Origin of the sequence: Spirillospora sp. NPDC052242 (assembly GCF_040679555.1) — a bacterium.
Classification (GTDB): Bacteria; Actinomycetota; Actinomycetes; order Streptosporangiales; family Streptosporangiaceae; genus Spirillospora.
On sequence record NZ_JBFAUZ010000035.1, the window covers coordinates 1 to 22,405 of the forward strand.

17 protein-coding genes are annotated in these 22,405 nt (G+C 74.5%); 11 read left to right on the forward strand and 6 right to left on the reverse strand.

Annotation, left to right across the window (positions count from 1 at the left end; all coding sequences use genetic code 11):
- The first annotated feature begins 123 nt into the window (after nt 1-123).
- The 3 genes from AB0L25_RS26505 to AB0L25_RS26515 all read left to right on the forward strand — a co-directional run bounded on the left by AB0L25_RS26505 (nt 124) and on the right by AB0L25_RS26515 (nt 2,460).
- Nucleotides 124-960, forward strand: coding sequence for a metallophosphoesterase family protein (locus AB0L25_RS26505; RefSeq protein ID WP_500175392.1), 837 nt, complete (start codon nt 124-126; stop codon nt 958-960).
- 43 nt (nt 961-1,003) lie between these two features.
- Entirely contained in the window at nt 1,004-1,471 is a 468-nt protein-coding gene (locus AB0L25_RS26510; protein ID WP_500175393.1) for a macro domain-containing protein, read from the forward strand.
- Nucleotides 1,472-1,572: 101 nt separating this feature from the next.
- A complete protein-coding gene (locus tag AB0L25_RS26515) occupies nt 1,573-2,460 on the forward strand; it encodes an AurF N-oxygenase family protein (protein WP_500175394.1) in 888 nt (295 codons plus the stop codon).
- 57 nt (nt 2,461-2,517) lie between these two features.
- On the opposite strand, the gene AB0L25_RS26520 is transcribed toward AB0L25_RS26515, so the two are convergent.
- The 3 genes from AB0L25_RS26520 to AB0L25_RS26530 form a co-directional block, all read right to left on the reverse strand.
- Nucleotides 2,518-3,540, reverse strand: coding sequence for an alpha/beta hydrolase (locus tag AB0L25_RS26520; protein WP_500175395.1), 1,023 nt, complete (start codon nt 3,538-3,540; stop codon nt 2,518-2,520).
- A gap of 188 nt (nt 3,541-3,728) precedes the next feature.
- Nucleotides 3,729-5,576, reverse strand: coding sequence for a DNA helicase RecQ (gene recQ / locus AB0L25_RS26525; RefSeq protein ID WP_500175396.1), 1,848 nt, complete (start codon nt 5,574-5,576; stop codon nt 3,729-3,731).
- Nucleotides 5,577-5,611: 35 nt separating this feature from the next.
- Nucleotides 5,612-6,271, reverse strand: coding sequence for an HAD family hydrolase (locus AB0L25_RS26530; protein WP_500175397.1), 660 nt, complete (start codon nt 6,269-6,271; stop codon nt 5,612-5,614).
- A gap of 212 nt (nt 6,272-6,483) precedes the next feature.
- Here AB0L25_RS26530 and AB0L25_RS26535 point away from each other — a divergent pair, with 212 nt between their 5' ends.
- Nucleotides 6,484-6,939: a hypothetical protein gene (locus tag AB0L25_RS26535; protein WP_500175398.1), complete on the forward strand. Its 456-nt coding sequence runs from the start codon at nt 6,484-6,486 to the stop codon at nt 6,937-6,939.
- Nucleotides 6,940-7,031: 92 nt separating this feature from the next.
- Nucleotides 7,032-7,421 carry a phage holin family protein gene (locus tag AB0L25_RS26540; RefSeq protein WP_500175399.1) on the forward strand — a complete coding sequence of 130 codons (390 nt, stop codon included), beginning with the start codon at nt 7,032-7,034 and terminating at the stop codon, nt 7,419-7,421.
- A 70-nt stretch (nt 7,422-7,491) separates the two neighbouring features.
- Here the strand turns inward: AB0L25_RS26540 and AB0L25_RS26545 are convergent, their stop codons facing one another.
- The 3 genes from AB0L25_RS26545 to AB0L25_RS26555 all read right to left on the reverse strand — a co-directional run bounded on the left by AB0L25_RS26545 (nt 7,492) and on the right by AB0L25_RS26555 (nt 13,934).
- Nucleotides 7,492-11,307 carry a hypothetical protein gene (locus tag AB0L25_RS26545; RefSeq protein ID WP_500175400.1) on the reverse strand — a complete coding sequence of 1,272 codons (3,816 nt, stop codon included), beginning with the start codon at nt 11,305-11,307 and terminating at the stop codon, nt 7,492-7,494.
- A 117-nt stretch (nt 11,308-11,424) separates the two neighbouring features.
- Nucleotides 11,425-12,435 (reverse strand): hemolysin family protein, encoded by a 1,011-nt coding sequence (locus AB0L25_RS26550; protein ID WP_500175401.1) that lies wholly within the window; start codon nt 12,433-12,435, stop codon nt 11,425-11,427.
- Entirely contained in the window at nt 12,423-13,934 is a 1,512-nt protein-coding gene (locus AB0L25_RS26555; RefSeq protein WP_500175402.1) for a hemolysin family protein, read from the reverse strand. Before AB0L25_RS26555 ends, AB0L25_RS26550 begins: the two co-directional genes overlap by 13 nt.
- Nucleotides 13,935-14,239: 305 nt before the next feature.
- On the opposite strand from AB0L25_RS26555, the gene AB0L25_RS26560 reads away from it, so the two are divergent.
- From AB0L25_RS26560 to AB0L25_RS26585, 6 genes are all read left to right on the forward strand, one after another.
- Complete coding sequence (locus AB0L25_RS26560) at nt 14,240-15,475, forward strand: hypothetical protein (protein ID WP_500175403.1); 1,236 nt, start codon at nt 14,240-14,242, stop codon at nt 15,473-15,475.
- Nucleotides 15,472-17,808 carry a serine/threonine-protein kinase gene (locus AB0L25_RS26565; protein ID WP_500175404.1) on the forward strand — a complete coding sequence of 779 codons (2,337 nt, stop codon included), beginning with the start codon at nt 15,472-15,474 and terminating at the stop codon, nt 17,806-17,808. Before AB0L25_RS26560 ends, AB0L25_RS26565 begins: the two co-directional genes overlap by 4 nt.
- A gap of 113 nt (nt 17,809-17,921) precedes the next feature.
- Nucleotides 17,922-19,313 (forward strand): vWA domain-containing protein, encoded by a 1,392-nt coding sequence (locus AB0L25_RS26570; RefSeq protein WP_500175405.1) that lies wholly within the window; start codon nt 17,922-17,924, stop codon nt 19,311-19,313.
- A gap of 4 nt (nt 19,314-19,317) precedes the next feature.
- Nucleotides 19,318-19,992, forward strand: coding sequence for an FHA domain-containing protein (locus AB0L25_RS26575; RefSeq protein WP_500175406.1), 675 nt, complete (start codon nt 19,318-19,320; stop codon nt 19,990-19,992).
- Nucleotides 19,989-21,518, forward strand: coding sequence for a GlnX family signal transduction membrane protein (locus tag AB0L25_RS26580; RefSeq protein WP_500175407.1), 1,530 nt, complete (start codon nt 19,989-19,991; stop codon nt 21,516-21,518). The genes AB0L25_RS26575 and AB0L25_RS26580 overlap by 4 nt, the downstream gene beginning before the upstream one ends.
- Before the next feature lie 28 nt (nt 21,519-21,546).
- Nucleotides 21,547-22,374 (forward strand): glutamate ABC transporter substrate-binding protein, encoded by an 828-nt coding sequence (locus AB0L25_RS26585; protein WP_500175408.1) that lies wholly within the window; start codon nt 21,547-21,549, stop codon nt 22,372-22,374.
- Nucleotides 22,375-22,405: the final 31 nt, after the last annotated feature.

Consider the following 22,405-nt stretch of genomic DNA (forward strand, 5'->3'; position numbering starts at 1 on the left):
CGTCCCCGGCCTGACCGGGGACGGCCGGGGCGTCCGCGCGTCGGCCCTCCCGCGATCCCCGCCGGGTGTTGCGGACGGGCGGGGGTTCCCGTTTCGATGCTGGGATCGGAGATCGGAGGCGGGATGAAGATCGCGTTCGTTGGGGACGTGCACGGGTGCGTGCTGCACGCGCTGGGGGCCGTCGCGCGGCTCGCGGAGGCGCGCGGGGGGCTCGACGCGGTCGTCCAGGTGGGGGACCTCGGGGCGTTCCCCTCGCCGGACCGGTGGGACGAGGCGTCGCAGCGGTTCGGGGCCGGCCATCCCGCGCAGCACGACTTCTTCCGGCTGCTGGAGCCCACGCCGGAGATCGCCGAGGGCGTCCGGCTGGCGCTGGCGCGGATCCCGCCCGTCCTGTTCGTGAGCGGGAACCACGAGGACCACGCGTGGCTCGACGGCATGCAGGGGTCCGTGGACCCGCTGGGCGCGTTCGTCCATGTGCCGTGCGGGACGATCGTGGACGTGGCGGGCCTGACGTTCGCGTTCCTGGGGCTGATCGAGACGGACACCATGGACTACGACGCCGACGCCTACGCGAAGCTCCTCGACGTGGAGCCCGGGACCGTCGACGTGCTCGTCACGCATGACGGGCCCTACGCGATGTCGAGCTACCGGGGCGCCGTGCAGGGGTCGGCGAAGATGACCGCGCTCATCGAACGGCTGCAGCCGCGCATGCACGTGAGCGGTCACTACCACCACGAGAACGGGCCGCGACGGTACGGGGCGACGGTGTCGTACTGCCTGGGGCAGCTGGTGGAGCCGAAGGCGAAGCGCGGCGAGCCCTGCAATCCGCGGCAGGAGGTCATGCCCGGGAGCATCGGGGTGCTCGACACGGAGACGCTGCGGTTCGAGTACGTCCACGACGCGTGGCTCGCCGACGTGCACGGCGACGAACTCGACCTCGTCCGGCTGCTTTCGGGGTGAAAACCGTTTCGAGAGTGTCCGACGCCGCGGTTACGGTGCGGCTGTGGGTGTCCGGTACGTCAAGGGGGACGCGACCTCGCCGCAGGCGAAGGGCGTGAAGATCGTCGCGCACGTGTGCAACGACCTCGGGGGCTGGGGGAAGGGGTTCGTCCTCGCGGTGTCGCGGCGGTGGAAGGAGCCGGAGGCGCGGTACCGGGAGTGGCATCGCGGGCGCGCGAAGAACGACTTCGGGCTGGGCGCCGTCCAGTACGTGCAGGTGGAGCGGTACGTGTGGGTGGCCAACATGGTCGCGCAGCGGGGGATCCGGCCCAGCCGGAACGGGCCGCCGATCCGGTACGACGCGCTCGACCGGGCGCTGGAGTCGCTCGGCGCGAAGGCGCTGGAACTGTCGGCGAGCGTCCACATGCCGCGGATCGGGTGCGGGCTCGCGGGCGGCCGCTGGGAGCGGGTGGAGCCTCTGGTCGAACGGCGGCTCGCCGAACGGGGGGTCGCCGTGACCGTATATGAGTAGGACGCAAAAGCGGATGCGGCCGCACGCGCCGGGCGAATATGGCCGCCGCTCCGCGGCGGGGGGACGGTTGGTCCGTCCATTTCCCGTCTGCTGGAGCGGCGATGAAGGTGAAGGAACGGGAGGCCACCGCGCGGCGGCTGCTGCGTTCGGCGGCCAAGGCGTCGTTCGATCCCGGTGCGGAGATCGACTGGAACGCCCCGCTGGAGCCGGGCAGGTACTTCCTGCCGCCCGAACGCGTGTCCCTGTACGGGACGGACGTGTGGCGGCGGCTCGACGACGAGCAGCGCATCGAACTGTCGCGGCACGAGCTGGCGAGCATGACGTACGTCGGCGTGTGGCTCGAAGTGTCGCTGATGCAGCTGTTCATGAGGTTCGTCTACGACCTCGATCCGCGCAGCGCGCACGCCCAGTTCGCGCTGACCGAGGTCGGTGACGAGACGCGGCATTCGGTGATGTTCGGCCGGCTCCTCGACCGGCTCGGCGCGCCGCGCACGCGGCTGCCCGCGATCGTCCACCGGGGCGGGCGGCTGTACAAGGCGATCGGGTCCGGGCCGGCGATGTGGGCGACGTTCCTCGTCGGCGAGGAGGTCTTCGACCGCATGCAGCGCGCGATCATGGACGATTCGCGCGTGCAGCCGCTCGTCCGGGACGTCAGCCGCATCCACGTGATCGAGGAGGCCCGGCACGTCCGGTTCGCCCGGGAGGAGATCGTCCGCAGCATGCGGGGACTCGGCCGGGCGCGGCTGGCGGCGCACCGGCTCACCGCGGCGCTGACGGCGACCGCCCCGATCGGCTTCATGATCGACCCCGAGGTCTACCGGTGCGTCGGGCTCGAACCGGCGGAGGGCCGGTCGATCGCCCTCGCGAACCCGCACCATCGGGAGACGCTCCTGTGGATGGGCGCGAAGATCATGCCGTTCCTGGAGGAGCTGGGCCTCGTGCAGGGCCCGGGCCGCGCGCTGTGGCGGCACACCGGCCTGGTGCGGTGAACGACCGCCGGGCCCTCGGACGTCCGGCGTCCAAGGGCCCGGCCGGCCGGGGCGGGGTCAGGCGCCGATGGCCCGCATCATCGGCTCCCAGTAGCGGTCCATCTCGGGGCGCCACGCCTCCCAGTTGTGCCAGCCGTCGTCGTAGACGTGGGACGTGACGGGGATGTCGAGGAGGTCGAGGCGGCGCAGGAACGACTCGGTGGTGCGGCCGCAGATGACCTCCTGCACCTGCACCGACTCCTCCTCGCCGGGTGCCGGACGGTCGTGCGGGCCGGGCAGGCCGGTGCGGCCGCTCGACACGAACAGGCCGACGCCGCGCAGGTTCCGGGCGAGCACCCACGGGTCGTGCGCGAGCCAGTTCGCGTCATGGACGCCCGGAATGCCCCAGACGTCCGTGGCGTCCTCGGTCTCGGTGTAGAGCGCCTGCGTCAGGACGAGCATGGTGGGGACGCCCGGCATCGTCATGTGCATCACGCCGCTGGACGCGGCGATGTACCGGAAGATCCCGGGACGGCGGCCCGCGTACGTCATCGCGCCGCCCGCACCCGACGAGATGCCCATCGCGGCGCGGGTCGTCCCGGCGTGGAAGTTGCGCTCCATGAGCTGGAGGACCTCGACGGTGTGGAACGTCTCCCACATCGGCGGTCCGCCCTCGCCGCCGTTGTACCAGTCGGTGTACGCGCCGTTGGCGGCTTCGGGCATGACGACCATGACGTCGTGGGGCGCGGCGTACCGCTCGATGTCGGTGCTGCGCGTCCACGACACGTAGTTGTCGCGGCCCCCGTGGTACGCGTACACGACGGGCCAGGTGCGCGCGGCGTCCGGCGTCCAGCTCTCCGGGACGATGATCCGCGTCTTGACCTGCTGCGCGAGGCTCGGCGTGTCGATGGTGACGTCGAACGTGCGGTCGTCCAGCCAGGTCTGGTCGACGATGCGCGCGCCGGTGTCGGCGGGCGCGAAGGACGGCGCGGCGATGGCCGGGACGGGTGACAGAGCGGGCACGACGGACAGCAGCGCGGCGCCCGCCGCGCCCGCGAGGAACCGTCGACGGCGCGCCTGCGCGCGCGTGAGGTGGGTCATGCGGAGGAAGCTAGGTGCGCCCGCGGGAGGCGGCCCCTGACGCGGGCAACGAAAGACGCACACCCGATTGCGCGCCACGCGCATGGACGAGCCCCGCCCGATGGACGTCGGCCGGGCGGCGGGCGGCAGGCGCCGGGCGGCAGGCGGCAGACGGCAGGCGGCGGGCGGTGAGCGTGTGCGGGAGGGGGTCAGTCGGTGGCGGCGAGGGTTTCGAGGACCTGGTCGCCGTACTTCGCCAGCTTGTTCTCGCCGACGCCGCTCACGCCGCCGAGTTCGGCGAGGGTCGTGGGGTGCACGGTGGCGATCTCGCGGAGCGTGGCGTCGTGGAAGATCACGTAGGCCGGGACGCCCTGTTCCTTCGCGGTCGCGGCGCGCCAGGCGCGGAGCCGCTCGAAGAGCGGTGCGGCCTCGGCGGGCAGCTCGACGGGCGCCTTGCGGTCCTTCGCGGACTTGGCGGCCTTCGCGGCGGTCCGTTCGGGTTCGCGGCGCATCATCACCTGGCGGCCGCCGCGCAGCACCTCGGCGCTCGCGTCGGTGAGGACGAGCGTCCCGTGGTTGCTCTCGACGGCGATCAGCCCCTGGGCGAGGAGCTGCCGGACGACGCCGCGCCATTCGACGTCGCGGAGCTCGGTGCCGATCCCGAACGTCTTCAGGGAGTCGTGGTCGAACTGGATGATCTTCGCGTTCTTCTTCCCGACCAGGATGTCGATGACGTGCCCGGCGCCGAACTTCTGCCGCCGCTCCCGGTCGAGCCGCACGACCGTCGAGAGCACCTTCTGGGCCGGGACGGTCGCGTCCCAGGTCTCGGGCGGGGTGATGCACGTGTCGCAGTTGCCGCACGGTTCGGCGTCCTGCCCGAAGTAGTTCAGCAGCTGGACGCGGCGGCACCCGGGCGTCTCGCACAGCGCGAGCATCGCGTCGAGGTGGGCGGCCTGCCGGCGCCGGAACGCCGCGTCGCCCTCCCCGGAGTCGATCATCTTGCGCAGGTTGACGACGTCCTGCAGGCCGTAGGCGAGCCAGGCCGTGGACGGGAGCCCGTCGCGGCCCGCGCGTCCGGTCTCCTGGTAGTAGCCCTCGACGGACTTGGGCAGGTCGAGGTGGGCGACGAACCGGACGTCCGGTTTGTCGATGCCCATGCCGAACGCGATCGTCGCGACGACGACGAGCCCGTCCTCCCGCAGGAACCGGGACTGGTTCGCCGCGCGCGTCTCGGCGTCCAGCCCCGCGTGGTACGGGACGGCCTCGATGCCGTTGTCGGTGAGGAACTGCGCGTGCTTCTCCACCGAGTTGCGCGACAGGCAGTACACGATGCCCGCGTCGCCCTGGTGCTCGGTCTGCAGGAGCCGCAGGAGCTGGCGTTTCGCGTCGGTCTTCGGCTCGATGCGGTACTGGATGTTCGGACGGTCGAAGCTCGCGACGAAGTGCTTCGCCCGTTCGAGGTCGAGCCGGGACGCGATCTCGGCGCGGGTCGCCTCGGTCGCCGTCGCGGTGAGGGCGATGCGCGGGACGTCGGGCCAGCGTTCGTGCAGCCCGGACAGCATCAGGTAGTCGGGCCGGAAGTCGTGCCCCCACTGCGACACGCAGTGCGCCTCGTCGATCGCGAACAGCGAGACGTCGCCGCGGTCGAGCAGCTCGACGGTCGCGGGGAGCCGCAGCCGCTCGGGCGCGAGGTAGAGCAGGTCGAGCTCGCCCTGCACGAACTGCGCCTCGACGATGCGGCGCTCGTCCAGGTCCTGGGTGGAGTTGAGGAAGCCCGCGCGGACGCCGAGGGCGCGCAGGGCGTCCACCTGGTCCTGCATGAGGGCGATCAGCGGGGAGATCACGATGCCGGTGCCCTTCCGGACCAGCGCCGGGATCTGGTAGCACAGCGACTTCCCGCCGCCCGTCGGCATCAGGACCAGCGCGTCCCCGCCGGAGACCACGTGCTCGACGATGTCGCGCTGGCCGTCCCGGAACGTGTCGTAGCCGAACACGCGCCGCAACGTCTCGTCGATCTCGTCCGTCACGAAGGACTCGGGAGTCTCGGGGGAGGACATTCGCCCATACTAGGAGCCGCCGCCGACACGTCGCGTCACTTCGCCACCTTGTGGATAACCTCCGCGGTCAGGTCGTCGAGGCCGTCCGCGACGTGCGCGGCGAGCGCCAGGGCGTCCGGCGCGGGCGGGTGCGCGGGCCGCGGGATCGCGATCACCCGCATCCCGGCGGCGTGCGCGGAGCGCAGGCCGTTGGACGAGTCCTCGATCGCGACGCACGCCTCCGCGGGCACCCCGAGCTGCGCGGCGACCATCAGGTAGCCGTCCGGTGCCGGTTTGCCCCGGTCGACCTCCTCGGTGGAGACGGTCGCGGGGAACAGCGCGTCGACGCCGAGCCGTCCGAGGACGAGGTCGATCAACGCGCGCGGGGACGAGCTGGCGAGGCCCAGCGGACGGATCGCGGCCATCCGGCGGACGGCGTCCTGCGCGCCCGGCAGGACGGGCATGTGCTCGGCGTACCGCTGCGACATCCGGTCGATCACCGCGTACGCGACGTCGTCCGCGGACACCCCGCCGACCAGGTCGGACGCGATGTACTCGGCCCACTCGTCGGTGCTCATGCCCATCAGCCGCTCCTGCGTGTCCGGCAGCCAGCGCCCGCCGAGGTCGGCGACGTAGGCCCGCCGGACGTCCTCCCAGACGGGCTCGGAGTCGATCAGGACCCCGTCCAGGTCGAACACGATGGCCTGCAGGGGCATGGTCGTCCTCCGGGTTTCCTGTGGGTGATCCGGTGTTTCGGGTGTCGCGCGGGCGCGCGCGGGCGGCCTCGGCGTTCTCGATGGGTACCCGGGGCGAGGGGGGCGGAACCCGATTCGGGCGAATGCTGATTTTTCGGTACTCGCTGGGGGGTGTCTGGCATGGTGGGTTTCCTCCGTACCCCCTCCGGAGTCACAGCAGAGGAGCTCTGCACATGGTTTTCGTCGGATTCCTCCTGGTAGCGGCGGCGATCACGGTCGGAGCGGGCGTCCTGCTCGCCAACACCGACCCCGCCGGACTGGTCGTCTTCGGCCAGGACGTGCCCGGCGTCGGCAACGAATGGCAGGTGTTCGTCGCCGGAGCCGCCGTCGCGGCCGTCTTCGTCATCGGCATGATGTTCACGTTCATGGGCGCCGGACGCATCCTGCGCGCCCGCCGCGACCTGCGCGACCTGCGCGAGGAGCACGAGGAATCGCTCACCACCCTCGAGATGGAGAAGCGGCGCCTCGAGCGCGAACTCGCGCGCGTCCGCCAGGGCGAGGGCGCGGCGCCGTCCGCCGGGCGGCAGCCCGGCCGCCCCGGCCCCCAGGTGTGGCCGCCGCGCCCCGCGCCCGCCCCCGCCGGCCGGGGGCCGTCCGCCGCGTCGCCCTTCTTCGACCGGAACGAATGAGGCCGTCTCCTACCTGACGGTGACCGACGCACCCCGCAGAATCCCCGCACGGACTGATGGCGGCCCCGGGGTCGGCCGCGCACCCTGGTGATGTGCGCATTCTTCTCAAGGTGGGCATCACCGCGGTCGCCCTGTGGGCCGCCACCGCGCTGATCCACGGCATCACCGTCCAGGGCGTCTCGGGCGTCGGCGACACCGCCGGCGGACGTGCGCTGACCCTCCTCGGCGTCGCCGTCGTCTTCGGCATCGTCAACGCGATCATCAAGCCGATCGTCAAGACGTTGGGCTGCGCCTTCTACGTGCTGACCCTCGGCCTCATCGGCCTCGTCGTCAACGCGCTGCTGCTCTGGCTGACCAGCGAGGTCGCCGCGCGCCTCGAACTCCCCTTCCACGTCGACGGCTTCTGGCCCGCCTTCTGGGGCGCGATCGTCGTCGGCGTCGTCGGCTGGGTGCTGAACCTGTTCGTGGGCGACGACGACTGACCGCCCGCCCGGCCCCGCCGGCCGCCCGACCCCGCCCGAGGACGCCCGCCCGCTCCTCGGGCGGTTCGCGTTACCGGGCCCCGTCGTCGTCGCCGGGCGTCGCCGCGTCGGGGTGGGACGTCCCCGCGCCGCGGCCGGTCGTGGACGGTTCGTCGGGGGTTGCCGCGTCGGGGTGGGACGTCCCCGCGCCGCGGCCGGTCGTGGACGGTTCGTCGGGGATCGCGGCGTCGGGGTGGGACGTTCCCGCGCCGCGGCCGGTCGTGGACGGTTCGTCGGTCGTCGCGTCGTCGGGCATTGCGTCCACGCGGGTCTCGTCCGCGAGGGTCGGTTCGTCGGGTGTCGAGTGTTCGGGCGTCGTGTCCACGCGGGTCTCGTCCGCGAACGTCAGGTCGTGGGCCGTCGCATCCGCGAGCGTCGCGTCTTCGGGAGCCGGGTCCTCGGGAGCCGCGTCCGTGCGGGTCGCGTCTGCGAGCGTCGCGTCTTCAGGCGTCGGGACCTCGGGGGCGGGGTCTGCCGCCGTCGGTTCGTCGGGGGTCGCGTCCGTGCGGGTCTCGTCGTTGGACGGGGCGTCCCCGAAGGTGACGTCCCTCGGGTCCTTCACCGCCGAGTCGTCCAGTGGCGTATCCGCGTTGGGCGCGTCCTCGGACGCCGGTTCGCCGGACGCAGGTTCGCCGGGCGGCACGTCCACGGACGCCGCGTCCTCCGGCGTCGCGTCTTCGGGGTGCGGGGCGCGGGGCGTGGCGGCGGCCCGGTTGAGCGGACCGCGGGTCAGGCGGTCGGCGGGCTCCTCGCCGGCGTACTCGCGGTGGGCGGGCGGCGTCGCGCCGGTCGGGCCGACCAGGACCCAGCGGTGGGTGCGGACGGCGCCGACGAGGAAGTCCGCGTCCCGGACGTCGCCCGCGGTGATCAGCGCGTCGAACTCGGCGTCGTCCAGCGCGAGGCCCGCGGCGACGGGCGTCCCGACGACCACGTCGGCGGTGCGCAGGAGGACGTCGCCTTCGGGGGCGCGGCCGTCCAGGTACGCGGTGAGCTCCTCGATGCGGGCCATCGCGCGGGACTGGTGCGCGGCGATCGCGTCCGGCTCGACCGACGGGTCGGAACCGCAGATCTCCTCGACGTGCTCCCGCGCGCGCGCCTCCGCTTCCTCGGCGGCCTGCAGTTCGGCGTCACGCGCGGTGAACTCGTCCTGCGTCTCCGTGGAGCGGCGCTCCAGCTCGGCCGACGCCTCCGCCGCGCGCCGCGCCGCCTCCTCGGCGGCCGCGCCCTCCCGCTCGGCCACGGCGAGGGCCTCCTCCCGCGCGGCCCGCGCCGCCTCCGCACGCTCCTCGATCTTCCGCGCGGCCTGCTTCGCGACCCGGGCCTCCAGCCCCGCCTCCGTCGCGCGATGCACCGCCTCCGCCGCGAGACGCGCCTGCTCACGATGGTCGGCGTCCGCGCGCTCCCGCTCCGTCGCGAGCCAGGCGAGCTCCTCGCCGAGCCGCTGCTGCGCCTCCCGCGCCGCCCCGATCCGGGCACTCCCGTCGGTGACGAACTGGTCGAGCCCGCGCCGCAGCCGGTCGGCCTCCTCCGCCGCGTGCTTGGCCTCCGCCGCCCGCTTCGCCGCCTCGTCCGCCTCCCGCCGCCGCGCCTTCACCTCGGCGCGCATGCTCCGCAGCCCGGACGGCGGCGACGCCACGTGCAGCCGCTGACCCAGCGACATCTTCTTCTGCATCGCCGACAGGGCCGACTCCGCCGACACCAGCCGGTAGTAGCTCGCGTGCCCCTCCGCCGCCGCGTCCGCGTCCGCCGCCACCGCCCGTTCGGCTTCGCGGACCGCCGCCGGCAGCGCCTCCCGCGCCCGCTGCAACTCGTCGGCCAGCGACTCCTCCGTCTGCCGCGCCGCCTGCATCTCGCCCTGGGCGACCTGCGCCCGCTGGGAGAGCTCCGTGCACCGCGCGTGCGCCGCGTCCGCCACGCGGGTCAGCTCCCCGGCCTGCGCGGACGCCGTGTCCGCGACGGCCTGCAGCCGCTCCGCCTCCGCCCGGGGGCCCGCCAGTTCCGCCTCGGCCGCACGCTGCTCGACGTCCAGCCGCTCGGCCTCCGCCGACGCCTCGGCCGCCGCGCCCGCCGCGACCTCCGCCGCGCCCCGCGCCTCCTCGATCGCCTCGACCAGCGCCGCCCGCTCCGCCTCGAACGCCTCCCGCCGCCGCACGTCCGCGGCCCGCACCGACTCGAGCGTCGCGTGGTCGCGCGGCCACTGCTCCAGCCACATCAACCCGCGCCGGAGCATCCGCAGCTCCGTCTCCCACGACTGCCGCCACGCCGCCCCGGCCGCCCGCAGCACCGCGCCGCGCACCCACGTCTCCGGCGCGGACGGCACCGGCAGCTCCTGCGCCCGCGTGACGTCCGGCACCCGCTTGAACTCGACGGTCCCCGTCGGCGGCTTCGGCCGCGCCGGCGGCTTGCGGGGCGGCTCGGGCGGCGCGTCCCCCGGCTCGGTGTCCACGGCCAGCGCGAACACCCCGGCGTCGTCCTCGAACGCGCGCAGCACCGCGGCCGCCTGCAGCGCCGTCGGAGCCAGCACGAGGGCCCGCTCGCCGCCCGCGAGCATGCCGTCCACGACCTCCCGGACGGCCGCCGCCACGTGTGCCTCACCGGCCACGGACACGATGCGGACATCGTCCGTCTCAACCCGCGATTCGACGACGAACCGGGCGAGGGCATCCCAATCCCCGACGACCCGCCGCTCGCGGAACGCTCGCAGTGCCGCGAGTTGGGCCGCCCAGCCGACCGTCCCCTCGCCGCGCGGCGACTCCTCGAGCCGCTCGTAGACGTCGATCAGCGCCGCGCACACCCGCTCGACGCCCTCGTCGAACCCCCCGGGCCCGTGACCCGCGCCCCCCGAGCCCCCATCCCCGCCGCCGTGGTCGCCGGTGCCGCCGGACGCCCGGTCGCCGTCGGCGTCGCCGATCTCCGAGCCGGTCGAGGGCAGGTCGTCGTCGGCGCCCTCTCCGGGCTGTGCGGGACCGGCGTCGCCGTGTTCGGGCTCGCGTACACCTTCCGGGACCAGGCCGGTGCCGGACGCACTGGGCACCGCAGGCTCGCTCACGGTGTCGTCCTCCGGCTGCCCGCCGGTCACCGCAGGCACGTCAGCCGCCGCTCCGGTGCCAGCCGCGCCGTCGTCGGCGTCCTCCCAAGGTTCGACGTCCGCCTCGATGGCCTCTTCCCCGGCCGACGGTGTGCCGGACGTCCCGTGGTGGGGCGCTCGCGCATCTGCGGGGCCGTCAGGTGTGCGAAGGTCAACACCCGTCGATGCCGCCACGGGTGGGGTCTGTGCGTCGCTGTCGTCCGTGTTCGTGGTGTCGGTCGTCTCGTGGTGCGGCAGTCCCGGGTCTTCGGGGGCGTCGTGTTCGCGAAGGCCGACGCTCTCCGAGGTCGTCGCGGGATGATCGTCCTTGCTGATGCTCGGTCCCGCCTTGGGGGTGCCGGTGTCGTCACGTGCGGGCTCGCGTGCGCGTTCCGGGGCCGGGGTGGCGCCGGGCGTGCTGGGGGCCGCTGGTTCGCTCGTGGGGGCGTTCTCCGGCTGGCTGCCGGTTGCCGCGGGTACGTTCGTCGCCGCTTCGGGGACGGCCGGGGCGTCGTCGGTGTCGTCCCAAGGTTCGACGTCGGCGTCAACGGACTCGCCGGCCTCTTCCTCGGCGGTGACGGCCGGTGCCTCGGTGTCGGCGTCCTCGGGGGCCGTTGCGGGCATCGGGATGCCGGTGTCGCCGGGCGCTGGCTCGGCGTCCGGCGGGGCAGCCTCGGGGGCCTCCGGGGTCGGTAGGGGGAATACGGCCGTGGGGATCTCGGACTCGGGGACGTACGTGGGGACGGCCTCGTCCCCCGGTTCGCTCGTTGATTTGTTCACCGACGCCATCCCCGTCCCGATCGACCTCGCGGCCGTTTCTCTCCTCTTCTGCTCGTGTCTAACGTCTCACATCCGCCGATAGTGCGGTCGCGTGATGATCTTCACGGACGGACGAGGTCAGTGCGGGTTGGTCGCGAGGAGTTCGGCGAGCAGGTCGTCGAGGGTGACGATGCCCGTGAACTCTCCTTCGGCGTCGTTGACGACGGCGAGCGGGGCGCGGGTTCGGCGGAGCCGGCTGACGGCGTCGAGGACCGTGGTCTCGGCGGTGAGGACGGGCGCGGGATGTGCGAGGTCGGCGGCGCGGCGTTCGCCGTTCGGTTCGGTGATCGCCGCTCGGACGTGCACGATGCCGGGGACGTCGGGCCCGCGGACGAGCAGCCTGCTGTGCCCGCTCGCGGTGGCGACGCGCCGGATCTGTGCGGCGGTCGCGTCCGGGGCGATCGTGGTGACGGACGTCGCGGGGACGACGAGGCGGCCCACGGTGACCTCGCGCGCGGAGATGGCTCGGCGCAGGAGTTCGTGATCGTGCCTGCCGATGAGTCCGAGGCGTCGGGATTCGCCGAGGAGGTGGCTCAGCCGGGCCGGGTCGGTGTGGTCGTCGAGTTCGTCCTTCGGCGTGACGCGGATGAGGCGCAGCAGGGCGTTCGTCGTCGCGTTGAGCGACGCCAGGACGGGACGCGAGACCTTCGCGAACGCGCGGAACGGGAGCGCGAGGATGAGCGCGGCCCTCTCGGGGTGCGCGATCGCCCAGGACTTGGGGGCCATCTCGCCGATGACCATGTGCAGGAACGTGACGACCGCGAGCGCGCACGCGAGGGCGATCGCCTTCGATCCGGCTTCGGGGACGCCGAGGGCGTGCAGCGGCGGTTCGAGGAAGTGCTCGAAGGCGGGTTCGGTGACGATGGCGAGGCCGAGCGAGCACATCGTGATGCCGAACTGGGCGCCCGCGAGCATCAGCGACAGTTCGCGGACGCCCGCGAGGGCCGCGACGGCGGGCCGGCTGCCGGAGGCGGCGGCCCGTTCGAGCTGGGGACGGCCCGCGGCGACGAGCGCGAACTCGGCGGCGACGAAGAAGCCGTTGCCGGCGAGGAGCAGGACGGTGATCAGGAGGGTGGTCAGCGGGTCCATGCGGCCTCCTGGTTCACGGCCTCCCGACGCCCGGTCCCCGGACGACCGTCCTCCCGACGACCGTCCTCACGACGGTCGCCCGCAGGAGCCCCGGCACCCGCAGGAGCAGCACCCGCGGAAGCCCCGGCCCCCGCGGCCTCCGAGGCGACCGGCGCCTCCTCCCCGTCCCCCACCAAGCTGATCTTCACCTTCTGCGCCACCCGTCGCGCGATCGAGACGACCTCGAGTTCGACCCGGCCGCGGTCGCCGGGGACGCGGGGCGTCGCCGGGAGGCCGAGGTCGAGGGTGAGGCGGTCGCCGGGGGTGGGGAGGCGGCGGAGTTCGGCCATGACGAGTCCGCCGAGGGTGTCGTAGGAGTCGCCTTCGGGGAGGGTGAGGCCGATGAGGCGGGAGACCTCGTCGACGCGCAGGCCCGCGTCGACGAGCCAGGAGCCGTCGGGCGCGGACGTCGGGGCGTCCTCGTGGGCGTCGGTCTCGTCGGCGATCTCGCCGACGAGTTCCTCGGCGACGTCCTCGAAGGTGAGGATGCCGGCGAGGCCGCCGTACTCGTCGACGACGCACGCGAACTCCTCGCCGGTCTCGCGCATCTGCTCGATGACGCCGTACAGCGGCTGGCTGCCGGGGACGAGCAGGGCGGGACGGGCGATGCGGGCGAGGGGCGTCGCGGGGTCGAGGGCGTCGTCGGCGACTTCGCGGACGCCGGCGACGCCGACGATGTCGTCGACCTCGGTGCCGTAGACGGGGTAGGTGCTGTGGCCGGTCTCGCGGATGAGGGCGACCAGGTCCCCGGCGGTGGCGTCGGCGGCCATCGAGCGGACCTGGGGCCTCGGCACCATGACCTCGTCGGCCGTCCGGTCGCCGAACGACAGGGCGCGTTCGAGGAGGCCGGAGAGGTCGGCGGGCAGGTGCCCGGAACTGTGCGACTTGCCGATGATGTCGCCGAGTTCTTCCAGGGTCGCGCCGCTGTGCAGTTCTTCGACGGGTTCGACGCCGAGGGCGCGGAGGAGCCGTTCGGCGGAACGGTCGAACAGCCGGATCAGCGGCCCGAAGATCGTCAGGTAGACGAGCGTGGACGCGGCCAGCGCGCGCGCCAGGGATTCGGCGCGGGCGAGCGCGAGGTTCTTCGGGAACAGTTCGCCGAGGAGCATCTGGATGAGCGTCGCGAGGACGAATCCGGTGGCGAGGGCGATCGCTCCGGTGGCGCCTTCGGGGATTCCGGTGACGGCGAGGAGCGGTTCGATGAGTTCGGCGAGGGCCGGTTTGGCGATGAAGCCGACCACGAGGGTCGTCATCGTGATGCCCAGCTGGGCGCCGGAGAGCATGAACGACACGCGGCCGATGACCTTCACGGCCCGTTTGGCGGAGGTGTCGCCGCGTGCGGCGGCCTGCTCGAGCGTCGCGCGGTCGGCGGCGACGAAGGCGAATTCCTGTGCGACGAAATAGCCGGTGGCGGCGGTGAGGACGACCACCGCGAGCACACCCAGTACAGCGCTTACCACGATGCACCGGGTCTATGACTGGGGTCCGACACTGCGGACTCACTGCTCCTTTCAGTCGGGGCTCATCTGGGTAACGCCATCTTGCGCCATGACGTTCCCGGTGGAAAGAGTACGGCCACGGCTTTCGAACGCCGGAAGCCGTGGGGCCGCGGGAGGGTGCCTGTGGAGAAAGAAGCTTGTCTCGCCTAGTGTCACGGATCACACTTGATGGGGAGTGTCTGCCCGATCCTGGTGCGATCCGTGCTCCCAGACGCACGGGCGGGCGACGCGCCCCCACGGGGACCTAGAGAAGACGCGGGGCTGACGTGGACGAGAGCGGGGCCGGGGCCGCCGCGCCCATGAGCCGGGAGGGGGTCGACCATGCCCTGCGCGGGCTCGAATCGGAACGCGACCGCATCTCGGCGTCGCTGGTCGATCTGGAGGGGCACGAGGGGCTGCGGCTGCTGAAGGGCGCGCGTCTGACGGGGGAGACGTACCGGCGCTGGGAGGCGGCGCGGGCGCGGCTGACGCTGCTGTGGCGGCTGTTCGAGGCGTACCGGGGGGTGCTGGACGAGGCGGCGGGGCTGCGCGACCGGTCGTCCGGTGCGGACGTGGCGGTGCTGGCGGAGCTGTCGGGGCTGCTGTCGGGCGCGTCGGTGCCGCTGCCGGACGGCGAGGTGCCGCTGGCGGACCGGACGCTGCTGGGGCCGCGCGAGCGGAGCGTCTCGCTGGACGAGGCGGTGGCGCTGATGTCGGAGGCGTTCGCGTTCGTGGCGCGGGAGGTCGCGGCGGCGGACGCGGCGTGGTCGGCGCTGCTGCTGCCGCTGGAGGAGGCGGAGGCGCAGTGGCGGGACGCGGCGAAGCTGGCGCACGCGCTGGACGGCACGCGGCATCCGGAGCTCGACCGGCTGGGCCGTGAGCTGACGGCGCTGGGCCGGGTGGTGCGCACCGATCCGCTGTCGCTGGTGCGGGACGGCCGCGCGGACACCTCGCGGCTCGACCGGCTGTGCGGGACGCTGCGGGCGCTGGCCGACGAGCTGGCGGGCGTCACGCGGATGCGGGACGGCTACGAGGCGGTGGCGGCGCAGCTCGCGGAGTCGATCGCGGAGGTCGAGCGGGTCGAGGGGGAGGCGGCCGAGGCGTACGCGACGGTGCGGCTGAAGATCGGGTCGTCGACGCTGCCGGAGCCGGCGCGGGACCTGGCGGCGGGGCTGCGGGACCGGCTGGCGGCGCTGGAGCGGCTGCGGGAGGCGGGCCGCTGGGTGGAGCTGGCGGGGCGGGTGGCGCAGCTGGAGCGGGCGGCGGAGGACGCGCTGGAGCGGGCGCGCAGCGATCTGCGGCTGAGCACGGGCCTGCTGGACCGGCGGGCGGAGCTGCGGGGGCGTCTCGACGCGTACCGGGCGAAGGCGGCGCGGCTGGGGCTGGCGGAGGACGAGCGGCTCGGCGCGCTGTACGAGGAGGCCCGGGACGTGCTGTGGACGGCGCCGTGCGATCTGCGCCGGGCGACGGCGCTGCTGGCGGAGTACCAGCGGACGATCCGGGAGGGTGAGGCCGCCCGATGATCCGGTGCGCCCAGCCCGGCTGTACGGGCGTCGTGGACGAGGACGGCTTCTGCGACGTCTGCGGCATGGCGCCCCCGGACGAGCCGCCCCCGGAATCCGCCCCGTCCGCCGCGCCCGCGCCCGCCCCGGCGACGACGCCGGGCTCGTCCTCCGGCTCGTCCCTCGGCTCGGCGGCGACGATGCCGGGCGGCGCGCGCGGGCCGCGCACCCTGCACGGGCCAGGCGGGACGCTGGGTTCGGGGGCGTCGTCGGGCGGGAGCGGCTCCGGGCGCCGCGGGATGCTGGGCGCCGGCCTGGTGGAGGTGCCGCCCGTCCCGGCGCGCGACCCGGCGTCGGCCATCATGCGGGACCCGGTGGTGCCGGAGAACCGGCGGTTCTGCAGCCGGTGCGGGGAGCAGGTGGGGCGGAGCCGCGACGGGCGCCCGGGGCGCACGGAGGGGTTCTGCGCGCGCTGCGGGCACGCGTTCTCGTTCACGCCGAAGCTGCACCCCGGGGATCTGCTCGGCGGGCAGTACGAGGTGCTCGGCTGCCTGGCGCACGGCGGGCTCGGCTGGGTGTACCTGGCGCGCGACCACAACGTCAGCGGCCGGTGGGTGGTGCTGAAGGGCCTGCTGGACGCCGGGGACGCGGATTCGCTCGCGGCGGCGGCGGCCGAGCGGGCGTTCCTCGCGGAGGTCGAGCACCCCAACATCGTCAAGATCTACAACTTCGTGCGGCACGGCGACTCCGGCTACATCGTGATGGAGTACGTGGGCGGCCGGTCGCTGAAGGACATCCTGCTGAGCCGCCGCGACGAGGAGGGCGAGGACGCGGCGCTGCCGCTCGGGCAGGTGATCGCGTACGGGCTGGAGGTGCTGAGCGCGCTCGGCTACCTGCACGGGGTGGGGCTGCTGTACTGCGACTTCAAGCCCGACAACGCGATCCAGTCGGAGGAGCAGCTGAAGCTGATCGACCTCGGCGGGGTGCGGCGGGTTTTCGACGTGGACGGGCCGGTGTTCGGCACGCCGGGCTACCAGGCGCCGGAGGTGGCGTCGCAGGGCCCGTCGGTCGCGTCGGACCTCTACACGGTGGGCCGGACGCTGGCGGTGCTGAGCTTCCCGTTCCGCGGGTACACGGCGCGGCACCTGCGGAGCCTGCCGCCGCGCCACGAGGTGCCGCTGTTCGAGCGGTACGAGTCGTACCACCGGGTGCTGCGGCGCGCGACGCACCCGGACCCGTCCCGCCGGTTCCGGAGCGCGGCGGAGATGGCGGACCAGCTGACCGGGGTGCTCCGCGAGGTGCTGTCGGCGGAGGACGGACGGCCGCGCCCGGCGCCGTCGCCGGAGTTCGGGCCCGAGCAGTACACGGCGGGCGCGGAGGTGGAGGCGGCGCGGCCGGGGGGCGCGGCGCCCGCGCGGGTGCTGCGGGTGCCGGAGCCGGCCGCGGCGGCGGCCGCGCTGCCCGCGCCGCTGGTCCCGGCGGCGGATCCGGCGTCGGCGTTCCTCGCGGGGCTGACCGCCCGCGACCCGGGCGACCTGGCGGCCGCGCTGAGCGCGGCGCCGGTCGCGTCGCCCGAGGTGAAGCTGGCGCTGGCGCGCGCGCGGATCGGGCTGGGCGACCCGGACGGCGCGGCGGCCCTGCTCGACGAGATCGAGGAGGAGCGGCCGGGCGACTGGCGGGTCGACTGGTACCGGGGGGTGCGGGCGCTGGCGGGCGGCGACGCGGCGACGGCGGCGCGCACGTTCAACGGCCTGTACGACCTGATGCCGGGCGAGCAGGCGCCGAAGCTGGCGCTGGCGTTCTGCCACGAGTGCCGGGGCGACGCGGCGGCCGCCGGGCCCTACTACGAGACGGTGTGGCGGACCGATCCGACGCACGTCAGCGCGGCGTTCGGGCTGGCGCGCGTCCGGCTCGCGGCGGCGGACCGGGCGGGCGCGGAGCGGGTGCTGGACGCGGTGCCGCGCATCTCCAGCGACTACCTGGCGGCGCAGCTCGCGGCGGTCGCGGCGACGGTGCGGGGCCGGGAGCCGGGCGCGCTGTCGGCGGCGGCGCTGCTGGCGGCGGGGCGGCGGCTGGAGTCGCTGCGGCTGGACACCGAGCGGCGCGCGGCGTTCACGGCGGAGGTGCTGGAGGCGGCGCTGGCGTGGGTGCGGGCGGGCGCGGGCGGGTCCGGGTCGGTCGCGGCGCGGTTCCGGTCCGGCCGGAGGCTGCTCGGGACGCCGCTGCGAGAGCCCGCTCTGCGCGCGCGCCTGGAGGAGACGTACCGGCTGCTCGCCAAGCTGGCGGACGGGTGGGACGTCCGGCACGCGATGGTCCAGCGGGCCAACGCCGTCCGCCCGAGAACGCTGCTGTAGCCGATGACGCGCCCCACGCCCTCGCCGCCCGCGCCGCCCTCGCCGTCCGCGCCGCCGTCGCCGTCCGCGCCGCCTCCGCCCCGCCCCCCGTCCCCGACCAGGGAGCCCGCCCGATGAGCGACCTTCCCGAGTTCCGGATCAGCGTCGACCAGAACCCGTACCTGCCGGACGGCGGACGGGACATGCACGCGATCGTGTCCGTGGAGGCGCGGGCGCCCGGCGGGGCCGGCACCGGGACGGGCGCCGAGGCGGCCGAGGTGATCGTCATCGACACGTCCGGGTCGATGTCGTTCGGCGGCAAGATGGCGGCGGCGAAGCGGGCGGCGGTCACGGCGGTCGACGTGCTGCGCGACGGCGTGCACTTCGCGGTCGTCGCGGGCGCCAACCGGCCCCGGATGATCTTCCCGCAGGGGGAGCGGCTGGTGCGCGCGGACGAGCGGACGCGGCAGAGCGCGGCGCGCGCCGTCCGGCGGCTGGACGCGGCGGGCGGGACGGCGATCGGGTCGTGGCTGCGGCTCGCGGACCGGCTGCTGGCGGGGCACGACGGCGCGGTGCGGCACGCGATCCTGCTGACGGACGGCAAGAACCAGCACGAGTCGGCGGACGAGCTGGACGCGGCGCTGCGGCAGTGCGAGGGCCGGTTCGTGTGCGACGCGCGCGGCGTCGGCACGGACTGGGAGGTCGCGGAGTTGCGCAAGATCGCGTCGGCGCTGCTGGGCGGGTTCCTGGACGTGCCCGACCCGGCCGACCTGGAGGCGGACTTCCGGGCGATGGCGCGCGCCGCGATGGGCAAGCGGGTCGCGGACGTGGCGCTGCGGGTGTGGACGCCGCAGGCCGCCGAGCTGCGGTTCCTGAAGCAGATGGTCCCGGCGGTCGAGGACCTGACGGCGCGCCGCGTCGCGTCCGGGGAGCGGACGGGCGACTACCCGGTGGGCGCGTGGGGCAGCGAGGCGCGCGAGTACCACCTGTGCGTGCGGGTCCCGGCGGGCGGGATCGGGCAGCGGATGCGGGCGGCGTGGGTGAAGCTGGTCGCGCCGGACGGCGCGGTGCTGGCGTCCGGGAACGTGCTGGCCGAGTGGACGGACGACGAGGCGCGGTCCACCCGGATCAACCGGCGGGTCGCGCACCACACGGGGCAGTCGGAGCTGGCGGAGGCGGTGCGGGAGGGGCTGGAGGCGCGCCGGGCCGGGGACGAGGAGACGGCGACGCGGCGGCTCGGCCGGGCGGTGGTGCTGGCGCGCGAGGTGGGGAACGAACAGATCGCGGGGCTGCTGGACCGGGTGGTGGAGGTGGTGGACGGCGAGTCGGGGACGGTGCGGCTGCGGTCGGGCGTGGCGAAGGCGGACGAGATGGCGCTCGACACCCGGTCGGTGCGGACGGTCAGGACGGTGCGGACACGGCCCGGTCCGGCGAGAGATCATGTCAGCGAACCGGATCAATCCGGCCGATCGGACGAGGCGGGCCGGGCCGAGCAGGCGGGGCCGCCGGGAGAGGCGGGGAGCTGAGGCCATGCCGGTATGCCCGATCGGTCACCGGTCCGAGGACGCCGAGTACTGCGACGTGTGCGGCCGTCCGATGGACGCGACGATCCCCGCGAGCACGATCGCCGGGTTCTGCCGCAACTGCGGGGCGGCGCGGACCCCGGACGCCCGGTTCTGCGAGAGCTGCGGCACGCGGTTCGAGGATCCGCGGCGGCCGGAGCCCGACGCGTCCACCGGCCACCGGGGCATCCCGCGCATTCCGGGCCCGCGGCCGCCGGTCAGCGCGCCGCAGGGCTGGGTCGCCGTGGTCAACGCCGACCGCGCCTACTACAACTCCGTGATCGCCGAGCTGGGCCCCGACGCGCCCGACCTGGAGTTCCCGCCGTACTGCCCCGAGCGCCGGATCCCGCTGCGCGACGGCGAGGTGTGGATCGGGCGGCGCAGCGCGTCCCGCGGCATCGCCCCGGCGATCGACCTCGGCGAGCCGCCCGCCGACCCCGGCGTGTCGCACCTGCACGCCGTCCTCAACGCGCGCGCGGACGGCACCTGGACGCTCACCGACCACGGCGCGCGCAACGGCACCACCATGAACGGCGAGGTCGAGCCGCTGAAGGCGATGGTGCCGGTGCCCGTCGGGGACGGCGACCGCATCCACGTGGGCGCCTGGACGACGATCACGCTGACCAGGCGGGGCGGGCCATGACCCTCACTCCCCCGCGCGACCCCGCGCCCGGCGAACCCGCCGAGCCGTCCGAGCCGTCCGCGTCGTCCACGCGGCCTGCGCCGCCCGCGCCGTCCGGGGCGTCACGGACGGGCTGGACGCAGCGGACGCTCAGCACGATCCCCGGGCGGATCCGCCTGCAGCTCGCGCTCGTCCTGCTCGCGCAGGCGGGGCTGCTCGCGGTGCTCGCCGTCGCGGTCGACGACGCCCGCGACTCCGTCCGGATGATCGGGCACGAGGAGGGCCCGCAGGTCGTCGCCACCGGCACCCTGTACTTCGCGCTCAGCGACATGGACGCGCAGGTGTCGAACGTCCTGCTCATCGGCGACGACCACGACCTCGGCATCGGGCGGGCGGAGAGCCTGCGGATCTACGAGGCCCGCCGGGCGCAGGCGGACGCGGCGGCGGTGCAGGCCGCGCAGCTTGCCGGCGGCGACCCCGCGCTGCGCCGCACCGTCCAGGACGTCCTGGACGGCCTCGGCCGGTACGAGCGGCTCGTCGGCCGGGCGCTGCAGCTCAGCGAGCAGGCGGGGCACCCGCCGGGGGAGCTGCCGCCGGACGTCGTCGACGCGTACCGGCAGGCGACCGACCTGATGAAGCTGGAGATCCTGCCGAAGGCGTACAACATCACGCTCGACAGCGGCGCGAGCGTCCAGATGTCGTACGAGACGGAACGTTCGGACGTCCTGGCAGGGAGGGCGTGGCTGCTGCTGCTGGGCGTGGCGTCCCTGGGCCTTCTGCTCGCGCTCCAGGTCTACCTGGCGCGCACGTTCCGGCGCCTGCTGAACCCCGCGCTCGTCCTGGCGACGGCCGGGACGGTCGTGCTCACCGCCGTGGGCGCCGCGCTGCTGACCGCGCACGCCGGGCACATCGAGCGGGCGAAGGAGGACGGGTTCGACTCGCTCCTCGCGCTGTCCCGGGCCCGCGCGATCAGCCACAACGCGTTCGCCGACGAGAGCCGCTTCCTGCTCGACCCCGGCCGCGCCGACACCTACGACCAGGTGTACCTCGACAAGTCGCTGTCGGTCGTCTACCCCGACATGGGCGACCGTCCGCTGAACCTGGAGAACTACTACGCGGCGCTCCAGGGCGCGCTCTCCGCGTACGAGCCGGGCATCGGGCAGGACGTCCCGTTCCTCGGCTTCTTCGGGGACGCGGCGAGCGCCGCCCGGCGGGGGCGCGAGGCCGACGCGCTGGAGCGGACCCTGGAGGCGTACCTGGCGGTCCAGCGGACCGACGAGGAGATCCGGCGGCGCACGGCCGAGGGGGACCGGGCCGCCGCCATCGCCCTGCGGATGGACCGCACCGCCGGCGCCCTGCACGACTTCGCCGCCTACGACGCCGCCCTGGACGCGCTGACGTCGGTGCACCGGGACGCGTTCGACGACGCGATCGCCGCCGCCGACGGCGGGCTGCGCGGCTGGACCGCCGTCCCGGCCGCCGCCGTCGCCGCGATCGCGCTGCTCGCCGTCGCCGGCGTCCGGCCCCGGCTCGCCGAGTTCCGCTGACCGAGTCACCAGGACCCAGGAGGACCCCGTGCGCGCGACCCCACCCGCCGCTCCGGCCCTCGCCGCCGCCCTCGCCGTCCTGCTGGTCGCCGGCTGCGGCATCGGCGGCCCGCAGCGGCGCACCATCGCCGACAACCACCGGCTGGTCATCGGGGTGAAGGAGGACCAGCCGGGCCTCGGCGTCAAGCGCCCCGACGGGACGTACGCGGGGTTCGACGTCGACGTCGCCACCTACATCGCGGGGCGGCTCGGCGTGCCGCCCGAGCGGATCGCGTTCACCACCACGAACTCGTCCGTCCGCGAGGAGGCGCTCGCCGAGGGCCGCGTCGACATGATCGTCGCGACGTACTCGATCACCGCGACGCGCAAGCGGAAGGTCGCGTTCGCCGGGCCGTACTACGTGGCCCACCAGGACACGCTCGTCCGTCCCGGGCTGCCGGGCGTCGACGACGTCCGGGACCTCGCGGGGCGGGAGATCTGCGCGGTGACGGGGTCGAACTCGTGGCGGCGCGTCATCGAGGAGCGCGAGGTCGCGGCCGTGCCCGTCCGGTACCCGACGTACGGGGCGTGCATGGAGGCCCTCGCGCGCGGCGACCTCGACGCCGTCTCGACCGACGACCTCATCCTCGCGGGGTTCGCCGGGGACGGGCCGGGCCGGATCATCAACGACCCGTTCACGGACGAGAAGTACGGCGTCGGGGTGCGCAAGGGCGACCTGGAGGGGTGCGCGGCCGTGAACCGCGCGATCACCCGGATGTACCAGGACGGGACGGCGGAGCGGCTGCTGCGCAAGTGGTTCGGCGAGTCGGGACTCGCGCTGACCACGAGCGTCCCCCAGTTCGAGGGCTGCTCGTGACGCCCGTCCCGGCTACGGACCCGGGCGGCCG